Source organism: Bacteroides oleiciplenus YIT 12058, from assembly GCF_000315485.1.
Taxonomy (GTDB): domain Bacteria; phylum Bacteroidota; class Bacteroidia; order Bacteroidales; family Bacteroidaceae; genus Bacteroides; species Bacteroides oleiciplenus.
In genome coordinates, this window is record NZ_JH992946.1 from 120072 (window position 1) to 134759 (window position 14688).

Annotated in this window: 9 protein-coding genes; 2 read left to right on the forward strand and 7 right to left on the reverse strand. The window is 44.6% G+C overall.

Annotated elements, in window-relative coordinates; genetic code table 11:
- Positions 1 to 25: 25 nt before the first annotated feature.
- From secDF to HMPREF9447_RS25025, 5 genes are all read right to left on the reverse strand, one after another.
- Complete coding sequence (gene secDF / locus HMPREF9447_RS25005) at positions 26 to 3025, reverse strand: protein translocase subunit SecDF (protein ID WP_009132451.1); 3000 nt, start codon at positions 3023 to 3025, stop codon at positions 26 to 28.
- Positions 3026 to 3174: 149 nt separating this feature from the next.
- Positions 3175 to 5259, reverse strand: coding sequence for a M3 family metallopeptidase (locus tag HMPREF9447_RS25010; protein ID WP_009132452.1), 2085 nt, complete (start codon positions 5257 to 5259; stop codon positions 3175 to 3177).
- A gap of 26 nt (positions 5260 to 5285) precedes the next feature.
- Entirely contained in the window at positions 5286 to 6395 is a 1110-nt protein-coding gene (locus tag HMPREF9447_RS25015; RefSeq protein WP_044138721.1) for an endonuclease/exonuclease/phosphatase family protein, read from the reverse strand.
- Between the two features lie 15 nt (positions 6396 to 6410).
- On the reverse strand, positions 6411 to 7301 hold the full coding sequence (locus HMPREF9447_RS25020; RefSeq protein ID WP_009132454.1) for a rhomboid family protein: 891 nt from the start codon (positions 7299 to 7301) through the stop codon (positions 6411 to 6413).
- Complete coding sequence (locus HMPREF9447_RS25025) at positions 7282 to 7965, reverse strand: rhomboid family intramembrane serine protease (RefSeq protein WP_009132455.1); 684 nt, start codon at positions 7963 to 7965, stop codon at positions 7282 to 7284. Before HMPREF9447_RS25025 ends, HMPREF9447_RS25020 begins: the two co-directional genes overlap by 20 nt.
- A 292-nt stretch (positions 7966 to 8257) precedes the next feature.
- On the opposite strand from HMPREF9447_RS25025, the gene HMPREF9447_RS25030 reads away from it, so the two are divergent.
- Together HMPREF9447_RS25030 and argS are read left to right on the forward strand one after the other, a co-directional pair.
- A complete protein-coding gene (locus HMPREF9447_RS25030; protein WP_009132456.1) occupies positions 8258 to 8530 on the forward strand; it encodes an HU family DNA-binding protein in 273 nt (90 codons plus the stop codon).
- A 127-nt stretch (positions 8531 to 8657) separates the two neighbouring features.
- The gene (gene argS, locus HMPREF9447_RS25035) at positions 8658 to 10451 is read left to right on the forward strand and encodes an arginine--tRNA ligase (protein WP_009132457.1); all 1794 of its coding nucleotides are present in this window, start codon (positions 8658 to 8660) and stop codon (positions 10449 to 10451) included.
- A 74-nt stretch (positions 10452 to 10525) separates the two neighbouring features.
- Here argS and topA read toward each other — a convergent pair whose 3' ends face one another.
- A complete protein-coding gene (gene topA / locus HMPREF9447_RS25040) occupies positions 10526 to 12883 on the reverse strand; it encodes a type I DNA topoisomerase (protein ID WP_009132458.1) in 2358 nt (785 codons plus the stop codon).
- 134 nt (positions 12884 to 13017) lie between these two features.
- Complete coding sequence (locus tag HMPREF9447_RS25045; RefSeq protein ID WP_009132459.1) at positions 13018 to 14673, reverse strand: TonB-dependent receptor; 1656 nt, start codon at positions 14671 to 14673, stop codon at positions 13018 to 13020.
- Positions 14674 to 14688 lie beyond the last annotated feature (15 nt).

Consider the following 14688-nt stretch of genomic DNA (forward strand, 5'->3'; position numbering starts at 1 on the left):
TTTTTATTCAGACGGTATGTCTACCTTATTTTACTACTTCAGCAGCAGGTTCAGTAATCTTTTTGTTCTTCATCATCATATATGCGATAGGAGATGCAACGAACAGAGAAGAAAGTGTACCAATTACAACACCGAGAATCATTGCGAATGCGAAGCTGCGGATAGAGTCACCACCGAGGATGAAGATACACAGCAATACAATCAATGTACTCAATGAGGTATTGATGGTACGTGCCAGAGTTGTATTCAATGAATCATTGAACAACAGTTTTCTGTCACGTTTCGGATACAGACCGAAGAACTCGCGCACACGGTCGAAGATTACCACCTTATCATTGATAGAGTAACCGATAGCCGTCAGGATAGCACCGATGAAAGTCTGGTCGATTTCCAAAGAGAAAGGAACAAGACCCCATAGCAGTGAGTAAGCACCCATAATCATCAATGTATCACTGGTCAGTGCAACTACGGAACCTACACTATATGCGATGTTGCGGAAACGAATCAAGATATACAGACCGATAGCAATCAGAGCGAGAACAACAGACCACATTGCAGAAGTCTTAATGTCATCAGCAATACTCGGACCTACTTTCTGTGAGCTGACAATACTACCGCCCGTATGGTTTTCACGGTCGATAAATGTTTCCAGACTGATATTCTGAGTCAATACAGGTTTCAGAGTCTCATATAAGTATGCTTCGATTTCAGAGTCAACGTTGTTACCATCTTCTTCGATGCGGTAGTTAGTACTGATACGTACTGTCTTCTTATCGGTACCGATAGCGATTACACTTACATTGGCATCACCGAATTTGCTTGCAATCAGTTCGCGTACTTCTTCCGGTTCAACTGCTTGTTCAAATTGTACCTTGAAGTTACGTCCACCGGTGAAGTCGATACTCTGGCTCAAGCCGCGTACGAAGAGCGAACCGATACAGATTACGAGGATAACACCAGTAATAGTCAACCATTTCTTGTTTCCACCCATGAAGTCGAAATGTACATTCGCCATCAGGTTCTTGGAAATCTTAGAGCAGAATGTCAGGTTCAGCAACTTGTCTTTGCCCATGAAGTGCTCGTAGAACAAACGTGTCATAAACACAGCGGTAAAGAACGAAATCAAGATACCGATAATCAAGGTCGTAGCGAAACCGCGGATAGGACCTGTACCGAAGTTGAACAAGATGACACCTGTGATAATAGATGTTAAGTTGGAGTCGAAGATGGCGGAGAACGCATTAGAGTAACCGTCTGCGAGGGCTTTCTTCACACCTTTGCCTGCACGTAACTCTTCTTTTGTACGTTCATAGATCAATACGTTCGCATCCACTGCCATACCCAGTGCCAATACCATACCGGCAATACCGGACATTGTCAGGGCCGCCTGGAAGGACGAAAGGATACCCAGTGTAAAGAACATATTCAGTACCAATGCACCATTGGCAACCATACCTGGAATGAAGCCATACATGATACACATGTAAACCATCAACAGTACTAGTGCCACAACGAATGAGAATACACCCGCGTTGATAGAAGCTTGTCCCAAAGACGGACCTACGATGTCTTCCTGAACGATACGTGCGGGAGCCGGCATCTTACCGGATTTCAACACGTTCGCTAAGTCTTTTGCTTGTTCAGGAGTGAAGTGACCGGTGATTTGTGAGTTACCGCCGGTAATTTCCGTATTTACATTCGGTGCAGAATATACATAACCGTCCAATACGATGGCTATGCTCTTACCGATGTTTTGTTTAGTCAACTGAGCCCAGCGGCGTGAACCGTCTGTGTTCATAGACATGCTTACGGCAGGTTTACCAAATTGGTCATATTCGTCTTTAGCACTAACAACTACGTCACCTTCCAGCGGAGCACGTCCGTTGCGTTCGGTAGAGCGGATAGCGTAAAGTTCGAAAGTCTGTCCTTTCGGATCATATTCATAAGCAGAAACACCCCATTTCAGACGAAGGTCTTTCGGGAGTTCAGCTTGAATTTCTTTCATGGATAGATATTTGTTGATGTCAGCTGTATCCTTATAATTGGCATAAGCTACAACAGGACCTTGTCCGCTTGAGTTAACTTGCAGAACAGCCAACAACGGATGCTCTTTCTTGATTTGTGCAAGGTCGACAGTCTGTGCTTTGCTTTCACCTTTCAGTGCGGCAGCAAGGCTATCGGCTGTACTGGTGGCCTGTGCCACAACTGGAGCGGCAGTGCTGTCGACAGCTACACTGTCATTTTGCACTTCGTTTGCCAAAAGACTGCGCAGTTTGTTATCGGCAGCTTGCAAATAAGGTGCAACATCCTTTGCGTTGTATGTTTCCCAAAACTCCAGATTGGCAGAACCTTGTAGTAATTTTCTTACACGTTCAGGCTCTTTGATACCCGGGAGTTCCACCATGATACGTCCCATCTTATCTTCCAGGCTCTGGATGTTGGGCTGAACCACACCAAAACGGTCGATACGAGTACGGAGTACGTTGTATGAGTTATCGACGGCGGCTTTCACTTCCGAACGCAATACTTTCTCAACTTCAGCATCGGAAGATTTCTGGTTAACTTTGTCTTTTAATTGCTGAGTGGCGAAAAGTTCGGAAAGGCGGGCACCCGGAGCAATCTTATGATACTCTCTCACAAACAGAGTAATGACGTCGTCCTGGCTGCTGATAGCCTGTTTGGCGGCATTTGCCAATGCTTGGTTGAATGCTTCGTCGGACTTGTTATCCGCCAATGCTTTGATTACATCGGGTACGGAAACTTCGAGGATGACGTTCATACCACCCTTTAAGTCCAAACCTAAACTTATTTCCATCTCACGACACTGTTTCAGTGTCCAATTGCCGAACCACACCTTCTCGTTTGACAGAGAATCCAGGTAGTCTTGTTCCAACTTCAAATCTCCTTTAGCGTACTCTTTTGCCTTATTGTTATAATGGCGAGTTACAAAAGAGAAGGAAAGGTAGAACACACACACCAGTGTGAGCAATACTGCAAAAATCCTTACGAATCCTTTGTTTTGCATGTTACTTTTAGTTTATTATGATTACTTTTTTAATTAATTTCTGTTGCGTACAAGGCTGCAAATATAGTTTTTTTTTCACATTCGGAAGTAAAAGGAACTCAAATATTTGCACCCGGCAAAGAATTTACCACCTTTGTATGACATTGTTTTTACTTCATTCCACGATTTTTTAACATCGGTTCCAGTTGCGGTTCTGTACCGCGGAAGTTCTTGTAAAGAGTCATTGGATCTTCGCTGTTGCCCTTTTCCAAAACGTTGTAGCGGAAGAGGTCGGCTGTCTTCTTGTCGAAGATGCCATGTTCCTTGAAAGCTTCGAAAGCATCGTTGTCCAGTACGTTTGCCCACAAATAGCTGTAATAGCCTGCAGCGTAACCGCCGATGATGTGGTTGAAGTAGGTGGTGCGATAGCGCGGAGCAATCTCAGGGATGAGTCCCAGTTGGTCCATTGCTTCTTTTTCGTAGGCTAATACATCCAAATCTTTGGTGTCCGTCAGGTTATGCAGGTTCATATCCAGAATGGCGGCAGCCAGCAGTTCGGTTGTCATGAAACCCTGGTTGAAGGTTTTCTGGTTCAGGATCTTTTCGATGAGGCTGTCGGGGATGGTTTCGCCGGTTTGATAATGCTTGGCATACATTTTCAGTACTTCAGGTTCAGTGGCCCAGTGCTCATTGATTTGAGAAGGTAATTCTACGAAATCGCGTACTACATTTGTTCCGGAAATACCTTTGTAGTTACATTTGGTTAGTAGTCCGTGCAGAGCGTGACCGAATTCGTGGAATAAGGTTTCTACTTCGTCAATGGTCAGCAATGAAGGCATATCGCCCACGGGCTGGGTGAAACTGCATACATTGCATACCAACGGACGGATGTTGCCTTGCTGTTCGCGGTAATTGCTCATCCATGCACCGCCGCTCTTGCCCGGGCGGGGGAAGTAATCTACATAGAACACACCCAGGTGTGAGCCGTCGGCGTCTTTCACTTCGAAGACTTCTACATCGGGATGATATACGGGAATACCTTCCAACTTGGTCAGCGTGATGCCATAGAGCTTGTTGGCAACTGCAAAAGCACCTTCACGCACGTTTTCAAGTTTGAAGTAAGGCTTGATCTCATCTTCTTCGAGATTGTATTTCTCTTTGCGAAGTTTTTCGGTATAATACCACCAGTCCCATCCTTCCAGCTTTTCACCTTTACCGTCCTTATCCATGATTTTCTGCAATTCGGCAGCTTCGGCTTTTGCTTTCGGCAAAGAATAGCTCCACAGATTGTTCAGGAAGTCCATGACTGTAGTGGAGTTCTTGGCCATCGTGTTGTCCAATACGAAGTTGGAATAGCAATCGAAGCCCAGCAATTGTGCTTTTTCAAGACGCAGGCTGACGATGTCCGTAATAATTTTCTTGTTATCGTTCTTATCGTTGTTGTTACCACGGCTGATGTATGCTTTGTACATCTGCTCGCGCAGGGGGCGATTGGCGGAATATTGCAGGAACGGGATGCGGCTGGCATTGCCCAGCGTAAACAACCATTTTCCTTCCTGGCCATCTTCTTTTGCTTTTTCGGCTGCACTTTGACAGAACCAGTCGGGCAGTCCGGCAAGGTCTTCTTCTTTATCTATGTAAAGTTTGAATGCATTGTTTTCATTCAGGATGTTATCGCTGAACTTAAGTCCTAATGTAGACAGTTGCTTATTGATTTCGCGCAGGCGTGCTTGCTTTTCGGGAGATAAATTTGCTCCGGAACGAACAAAGTCTTTGTAAGTTTCTTCCAGTAAACGCTGTTGTTCGGTAGTCAGTCCTAAAGATTCTTTCTGTTGATATACAGCGCTTACTTTTTTGAAAAGTTCCTGATTTAGCGAGATATTGTCGCTATGTTCCGATAGGGTCGGGGCGAGTTTGATGGATAGTTCGTTCAGACCGTCTGTCTTTTCCGCATCCGTCATATTATAGAAAATGGCGCTAACCCGGTCGAGTATCGGAGAACTGTTATCAAAAGCGACGATTACATTTTCAAAAGTCGGAGCTTCAGAGTTGTTCACTATAGCGTCGATATTCGCATTTTGTTCTTCAATACCTTTCAGGAAGGCTGGTTCGTAATGTTCCAGTTTGATTTTATCGAAAGGCGGTACGCCATGTTCGGTTTGGAACTCAGTGAGGAACGGATTGGTTTCCGTCTGCGTGGCACAGGAGTACATCATACAACTTGTTGCTAAAATAAAAATACACTTTTTGAACATAAGTATTAGGTATAAAGTATTAATTATTAATTTTCAACTCTCAACTTCTTCAAGTAACACCAGATGGGATAGTGGTCGGACTCTTTTATTGAGCGGTCCACTGTGCAGTTGTAGGGTTTCAGATTCTTGCTTGTCAGGATATTGTCGATCCGGAAATAGAATTTATTTTGATTGTAGGAGATGCCCAGTCCGCGACCGGATTTGGTAAAAGCATCATTTAACTCCTTGCCGATGACCCGGTGGGCATAAGAAATAGGCGTATCGTTAAAGTCACCACAAGCAATAATGTAGGGATGCCGCGACGAGGCAATTTCTTGCGCAATGCTGTCGGCCTGCGGGGCACGGATGGCTGATGCTTCCGCCAGTTTGCGGATAAGCAGACGCATGCCGCTTTTTACTTTCTCCTTTTCGGGGGCTTTGAGCATGCTCTCATACACTACTTTATCTTCCTTTGTCAGCTTGTTGGATTCCAGATGGTTATTGATGAGCATTACGGTGTCTTCTCCCATCTTTAGTTCATAAACCACAGAACCATTGTATTCACTGGCATAATCCAGTTTACGCGACGAAAGAATAGGATATTTGGAATAACAAGCTATCCGGTTGGTGTGCCCTTTGCCACTTCCCACAAGCTGGATTTTATGATATGGGTAGTCCTTCAGGGCTTTATCGACATCCTTTTGGGTGAGATGATGAGGAGATTCTACAGTTTGGTATTCTTGCAAGCATAGAATGTCAGCCCCACTGTTCTTCAGATAGTTCAGAATCAGGTTCTCTCCGTCTTTCTTTACAGCTCCGTCAAAACCCATGATATTGTATGACAGCACTTTGAAGCTATCTTCCGGTAATTTACTGGTATGGAAGTTGACGGGAAGGTAAGTCCTTATCTGCGAATAGCAAATGAGAAGGGCTACCAGCGGAAACAATGCGAACTTGTATTTCTGAATGATAAGCCAAAAGATGAGAAAGCAAATGTTTATCACCAGAAAAATAGGGAATGTCAGCCCCAGACAGGACTCAACAGGATGGGCAACCGGCTTGATATGCGGGCTGTAAGCGGTAAGAAGCAACAAGCTTATGAAGAAGATGTTGACCGCTAAAATCAGATAAGCAACGAATTTGCCGATATGTTCTATTCCCATTTTCTTGTACTATCGTTTGCTCGCATCGAACAAGCTTTTCTTTTCTTCCGTAGTCAGGCTTTCATATCCCGACTTTTTCAGTTTGTCAAGGATACGGTCTATCTCTTCGGATTGTACTTTCTTGCGGGCGTTATAGTCATAATCTTTTTGGCGGCTATTGCCGTAGTGTACTTTCATTTTTGGCTTGCGGGCCTTGAAACTAAACAAGGAAACGATGACATCCAGAATTTTATTAATCCAGGTAGTTATATCTCTGCCTTTACTTATTCCGGCAGCAAACCAAACTCCTGCCAGCGCACCACCCAAATGTGCAATATGTCCGCCTGCGTTGCTGGATGTGATGAACAGTAAATCCGTTCCGATAACGATAAGAGCCAGATACTTCAACCGTATTGTGCCGAAGAGGAATAACCGTATCGGATAGTTGGGCTCACGATAAGCCGTAGCAGCTACAATAGCGAGTACGGAAGCAGATGCTCCCAACATGAATGAGTAATCAACCATCGGACGGAAATACGGGAAAATGTTGTATGCCGCCATATATAGCAATCCACCGCAAATACCTCCCAATATGTACACTCCGCGCAGGTGTTTGGCTGAGAAGAACATGAGGAACAGTGCCCCGAACCAATACAACCATAGCATGTTGAACAGGATATGTAGAAATCCTGCGTGCATGAACATGTATGTGAATAGCGACCACGGCTGTATGATGAATTGCGTCAGTGAAGCCGGTAGTTCCAGCCACTCGAATACACTGCCAAGGCTACGGTTGAATAATTGCAGAATAACCTCTGTCAGCGTAGTGATGACAAAGACACCTACGTTGATATAAATCAGTTGGATATAAATATTCCCCCTGCGAAAAGCTTCCTTAAGGTCAGTTATAATAGTACCCATTTCCTTTGTCTTTTTTTCTCCAGTACATTATCAGTATAAAACCGAATATCATACCACCCAAGTGTGCGAAGTGTGCTACATTGTCGCCCGGATTATTGGCGAAACCTGCATACAACTCAATCAGCGCGTATCCGATTACGAAATACTTGGCTTTAATGGGGAACGGCAACGGGAAGATGAACAGCGGTTGATTGGGGAACAGCATTCCGAAACCTAGCAGAATGGCGTATACAGCTCCCGAAGCTCCTACGGTAGTCATCATGTTGAGATACTCTTTCATTGGAATGACGGAGTAGCCCGTATTGACGCTGTCATATGCGGAGAGTACCATCTCGTAATGAATGTACTGCACAATTTCCTGGATAAAGCCTGCGCCGATGCCACATAACAGGTAGTAGAACAGGAAACGTTTCGGTCCCCACACTTGTTCTAAGATACGCCCGAACATCCATAAGGCAAACATGTTAAAGAAGAGATGCGTAAATCCTCCATGCATGAACATGTATGTGATGAGTTGGGCTATATTAAAATTATCGGCAAGAAAGAAGTGAAGCCCTAAATACCTGGCTAAATCTATGCCGTAAGTTTGAGCAACAATGGTCGCAAGAAAGACCAGTACATTAATGATTAATAGGTTCTTAGTAACTGTTGGTATGGCATTCATAATTTGTAATTTCAATCAATAAGTCGCAAAAATAGTGCAAATCGAAAACAGAAGCAAACTCGCTTGTTTATGTTGAGGTGCAGCCTGTTTTCGCTTTATTCGGCAAAAATACGAATAAATTCTGTTCTATAACAGAAAAACGCCTTTCTATTCTTTTTTTTTCGCCAAAATCCAATCTTTTTTTAATGTTTTTATTTGATATTCAGAAATATTGCTCTATTTTTGTAGAGGTTTGTGAACAACTATTGCAGATATCTTTTGTGTAACATATTAATTATTAAATTTTAGAATTATGAACAAGTCAGAACTTATCAGCGCTATGGCAGCAGAGTCCGGTTTGACGAAGGCGGATTCAAAGAAAGCATTGGATGCTTTCATGGCATCAATTACGAAAGCTCTAAAGGCTGGTGACAAAGTGTCATTGGTTGGTTTCGGTACATTTGCTGTATCCGAAAGGGCTGAACGTACGGGCATTAATCCTTCAACGAAAGCAAAAATCACGATTCCGGCAAAGAAGGTTGCTAAATTTAGACCTGGTATGGAATTGACTGCGGCTATTGAATAAAGAATAGTAATGAGTAAAATGTAGAAAGGAGACGCATCACGTGTCTCCTTTTTTATTATCCGTAACGGATGCAGCGCGTAATTCGCCAAAATATAGTATCTTTGCGGCCTGAAAATACTTTTAAATCATGAATATAGAAGATAAACTGGTAGTGTCCGTCATCAACGGACTGAAAGTACTGTACGGGCAGGATGTGCCTGCTGCACAGGTACAACTGCAAAAAACCAAAAAAGAATTTGAGGGACACCTCACACTGGTAGTTTTCCCTTTCCTGCGCATGTCGAAGAAAGGACCGGAGCAGACCGCACAAGAGATTGGCGAATACTTGAAAGCCAATGAGCCTTCGGTAGCTGCATTCAATGTTATCAAGGGTTTCCTGAACCTGACTATCGCTTCTTCCGCCTGGATTGAATTATTGAACGGCATCCATGCTGATAAAGAGTACGGTATCATTGCTGCCACGGATAATTCTCCGCTGGTTATGATTGAATATTCTTCACCTAACACCAATAAACCGCTTCATTTGGGACACGTGCGTAATAATCTACTGGGTAATGCCTTGGCCAACATTGTGATGGCGAATGGTAACAAGGTGGTGAAGACGAATATAGTGAACGACCGTGGTATTCATATCTGCAAGTCCATGCTGGCCTGGTTGAAATATGGCAATGGTGAAACGCCGGAATCTTCCGGTAAGAAAGGCGATCATCTGGTAGGTGACTATTATGTGGCTTTCGATAAACACTACAAAGCTGAGGTTGCCGAACTTATGGAAAAAGGTATGACAAAAGAGGAGGCTGAAGCTGCTTCTCCTTTGATGAACGAAGCCCGCGAAATGTTGGTGAAATGGGAAGCCGGAGATTCGGAAGTACGTGCACTTTGGGCGAAGATGAACAACTGGGTATACGAAGGGTTCGATGAAACTTATCGTAAGATGGGCGTTAGTTTTGATAAAATATATTACGAGTCAAATACTTATCTTGAAGGTAAGGAAAAAGTGGTGGAAGGTCTCGAAAAGGGCTTTTTCTATAAAAAAGAAGATGGTTCCGTATGGGCCGATTTGACTGCTGATGGCTTAGATCATAAGTTGCTGCTTCGCGCTGACGGTACTTCTGTTTATATGACTCAGGACATTGGTACTGCTAAACTTCGTTTTGCTGACTATCCTATTGACAAAATGATTTACGTGGTAGGTAATGAGCAGAATTATCATTTTCAGGTACTTTCTATTTTGCTTGACAAGCTGGGTTTTGAGTGGGGAAAGAGTCTTGTACACTTCTCTTATGGCATGGTGGAATTGCCCGAAGGTAAGATGAAAAGTCGTGAAGGTACGGTAGTAGATGCTGACGATTTGGTTGAAGAAATGGTGAACACTGCCAAAGAAACTTCTAACGAATTGGGCAAACTGGACGGACTGACTCAGGAAGAAGCGGACAATATCGCTCGTATCGTAGGTCTGGGTGCTCTGAAATATTTTATTCTTAAAGTGGATGCTCGTAAGAACATGACATTCAATCCGAAGGAATCCATTGACTTTAACGGTAATACAGGCCCGTTCATTCAGTATACATATGCACGTATTCAATCTGTGTTGCGTAAGGCGGCAGAAGCAGGTATTGCTATTCCGGCTGAAATACCTGTAGGTATTGAGTTGAGTGAAAAGGAAGAAGGCCTTATCCAGATGGTGGCTGATTTCGCAGCTATAGTGAAACAGGCTGGCACGGATTACAGCCCTTCTATCATAGCCAATTATACATATGATCTGGTGAAGGAATATAACCAGTTCTATCATGATTTCAGCATCCTGCGTGAAGAGAATGAAGCGGTGAAAGTATTCCGTCTTGCTTTGTCGGAGAATGTAGCGAAAGTGGTTCGTCTTGGCATGGGATTGCTGGGCATTGAAGTGCCGGACAGAATGTAAGAATGTACTATAAAAGAATCAGCCCCGGAAGATTTTCATTCCGGGGCTGATTCTTTTTATATAAGAGATCGTTTTTATGCTTTCTTCTTAGCGTATTTTCCTCGCTTTGCTTTAGCAGGAGCCGATGCGGCTTTCTCGCTTTGCAATTTTATGATTTCCATACAAGCATCCAGACTTAAATCTTCCGGAACAATATCCTTAGGAATCTTATAGTTACTACCCTTATAAGCGATATAAGGACCGTATCTTCCGTTCATGATTTCCAGCTCTGGTTCTCCTTCGAATTTCTTGAGATGCTTTTTCGCTTCCGCTTCCGCTTTCTCCTTTATCAGTTCCAAGGCTTCGTCCAGTTCTATCTCCATCGGATCTGCACCTTTGGGGAGTGAAGTGTAGGTTCCGCCGTAATAAATATACGGACCGAAGCGCCCTGCATTGACCGTAACGGTTTTGCCTTCATGCTCGCCAAGGGTACGGGGGAGCTTAAATAGCTCCATAGCCTCTTCTAAAGTAATTGTTTCAATAGACTGGCCTTTCTTTAAAGGAGAGAAGCGGGGCTTTTCTTCGTCTTCAGCGCTTCCTATCTGTACCACAGGGCCGAAACGTCCGATCTTTACCGAAACAGGTTTGCCGCTGACAGGGTCATTTCCCAATGAGCGTTCTCCGGTCTTATGTGCATTCTTGGCAGCGAGGGTGCTTTCTACGGACGGATGGAACGTTTTATAGAACGTCTTCATGATAGTTGTCCACTTCGTATCACCTTCAGCGATTTCGTCAAACTGCTTTTCTACGCTTGCCGTGAAATTATAATCCATGATGCTGGGGAAGTACTGTATCAGGAAGTCGGTTACAACTGTACCCGTATCCGTGGGCAGAAGCTTCGCTTTTTCCGCTCCGGTGATTTCAGTGCGGGTGGCATCTGTTATTTTTTCTTTTTTCAGTGTGATAACATTGTAGGAACGCTCTTCGCCAGTTTTGTCCCCTTTCTCTACATACTCACGTTGCTGAATAGTAGAAATTGTCGGTGCATAGGTAGAAGGACGACCAATACCCAATTCCTCCAGCTTACGTACCAAGCTTGCTTCCGTGTAGCGGGGCGGATGTTGCGTAAAGCGTTCGGTAGCAGTGATGTTCTGATACTCCAGCTTCTGACCTTTCTTTAGAGGTGGCAGCAGGTGGCTTTCATCTTCCTGCTCTACATCGTCGTCGTAAGACTCTCTGTACACACGTAGGAAACCATCGAATTTAACAACTTCTCCGGCGGCATTGAAAGTCTCGGATGCATTGCTTATACTGATGGTTGCGGTTGTCTTTTCCAGTTCGGCATCTGCCATTTGAGACGCGATGGTACGCTTCCATATCAGGTCGTACAGTTTCTTTTCCTGTGCGCTGCCTTCTATCTGTGCATTCTCCATGTAGGTGGGGCGAATGGCTTCATGCGCTTCCTGTGCTCCCTTGGTTTTGGTGCTGAAGTGGCGCGAATGCACATATTTATCACCCATCATGTTGGTAATGGCTTCTTTGCTGCCGTTGATGGCATATTCTGATAGGTTTACGGAGTCGGTACGCATGTAAGTGATGCGTCCTGACTCATACAACCGTTGAGCTACCATCATGGTTTGTGCTACGGTGAAACCGAGTTTGCGCGCAGCTTCCTGTTGCAAGGTAGAGGTGGTGAACGGTGCAGCCGGACTTTTCTTTACCGGACGCGTCGTAATATCTTCAATGGTAAATATGGCCGATTGACAACTTTCCAATAACTTCTGGGCTTCCGCTTTGGTCTTGAGCCGACGTGCGAGTTCCGCTTTCATCTCTACCAGTTTGCCATCAGCATCGGGAACGAGGAAGACGGCAGTTACTTTGTAGGATGCTTCACTCTGGAAAGCATGTATCTCACGTTCGCGCTCTACGATGAGGCGTACGGCTACCGACTGCACGCGTCCGGCGGAGAGTGCAGGTTTTACCTTCTTCCATAATACGGGTGATAGCTCGAAACCTACGATACGGTCGAGAATACGTCGTGCCTGCTGGGCATTAACAAGGTTGATGTCAATGTTTCGCGGTTGCTCGATGGCTTTCAGGATGGCGGTTTTGGTAATTTCATGGAATACGATGCGTTTGGTGTTTTCCGGCTCCAACTTGAGTACTTCATACAAGTGCCACGCAATGGCTTCTCCCTCGCGGTCCTCATCGGAAGCCAACCAAATGGTATCAGCCTCTTTCGCTTCAGATTTCAATGTCTTTACCAGCGCTTTTTTATCTTCCGGAATTTCGTAATCCGGTTCAAAGTTCTTTTCGACATCAATACTGAATTCTTTTTTCTTCAAATCGCGTATATGACCGTAGCTGGAAAGGACTTTATAATCTTTTCCCAGGAACTTCTCAATTGTTTTTGCTTTTGCCGGTGATTCGACAATGACAAGGTTTTTTGGCATAAATTTCTGTTTTATAGTGACTCCTGCCACTGAATTCGCCCGCAAAAGTAGAAAAAAACAATTGTTTCCACCTTATAATATGTGGAGAATATATTCTTTTTTAGCAAAAATGACTTTTTTTGCCATGTCGTTTGTTAAAAACGGAAACTCACTCCGCCCATGAAATTGATACCTTCCGTGGGGTATCCCCAATAATATTGATAGTTTTTGTTCAATAAATTGTTTGCACGGACATAGATGGAGATGTCCTTGAAGACTTCGTAGCTACCGCCGAGATACAGGTTTCCGACGGGGTCCACACGCTGGTCTCCCACTTTTTCGCGGGTGGCGTGTTGATAACCGAGGTTAACCAGAACAGAAGGGATGGGGCGAATATCTACGTTAAACTTCGCTTCGAAAGAAGGCATGTAGGCCAGCAGTAATTCTCCGCTGTTGTCTTCAGTCTTTGCTGTTTTCCAGTCACGGTAAACACCTGAGGCGGAGAAAGAAATAATATCCTTATAGCTGTAGCTGATTTCGGCGCCTGCATATATATTATGCATGTTGGCCTGGAGCGGCAGGAGGTATGAGCTACTGTAGGCCTGATCAACAACGCCGGAAATTCCGATAGTGGCAAGGTTATTTTTTAAGTCCTGGTATCCGCCATAAAGGTTGAACCACAAACCTGTGACAGGGCTGGTTCTGAAACCGAGGGCAGCATTCAACTGTTCGTAAGTAGCGTCCAACTGGCCTATGGTCTGACTGTAAGGGGAAATCATTTCCAGTCTGCGAAAGTCATTCGTCCGCCGTCCGCCTGTGGCTTGGGCATAGAGTATATAACTGTCGGAGAAAATATATTGGGCGGTTACGTCGGGTGCTACCCGGAATTTCTTGCCGAATCCGAAAGCGAAATCAACGTGGGCACCGAGGCGGATTTTCCAGTCGTCGTTCTGGTACAGGTAATAGGGATTCAACTCTACGGATGTATAATCGTCGAATTCGTTGTTTTTGTAAAACACATTGTCCATAGCTAACTCTACACCCACATATTGTTCGCCGGAGATGGCGCCCATTGCACCGGCTTTGGTCCGTACCATTGCTTCCTGTGCATTCTCATACTGAAAGTCGTGCTGGCGTTCGTAGAACATCAGGTTGGTTTCGGCATGAAATTGAAGAGGTAATTCTTCACCGGTTGATTTCACTCCGAAATGTACATCGCCCGACAGGAATTTCTGTTTGTTATTTGAAGTGTAGGGCATATAGTTGAAATTACTTAGCCCGAAGTTACCGGCTACGTTCAAATCTACTTTCCGGAAAGAGTGTACATAATCCATACCGGCACGTGTGCGATAATAACGTGCGCTCCATTTCTCATCGGAACCGGGCATGTCCAGTTTGCCATCCATGCCGTTCATGTGGAAATTCAGGTTCAGTTTATCGCTGTTGGGCAGGATGAACAGATAGTTGGCGCGGGCATCCAGATTGCCGTAGTTGCCATATCCCAGACGGGCATAGCCGCGTTGCGCTTTGTCCTGGCTTTCCACTCCTGTGTAAGCCTGCATTGTGCTTGCGGGAATGTTTCCTGCCGGTACAAGAGTAGCGTCATATTCCACTGTCTTTTTGCTGACAGTAGGTGGTGCCACTTTGGGCAATACGTTCACCTTGGAAGCATCCATGATGTCCGGGTTGTATTCTTGTTCTACCACGACCGTACGGCTCAGGGTAGTGTCTTTCGCTTGCGTTTGGGCTTGTGCCCAGGTCGGGAAGGCAATGAGTGCCAATGTCCCGAATATGCATTGTATTTTCTTCATATAGCTATTCTACTT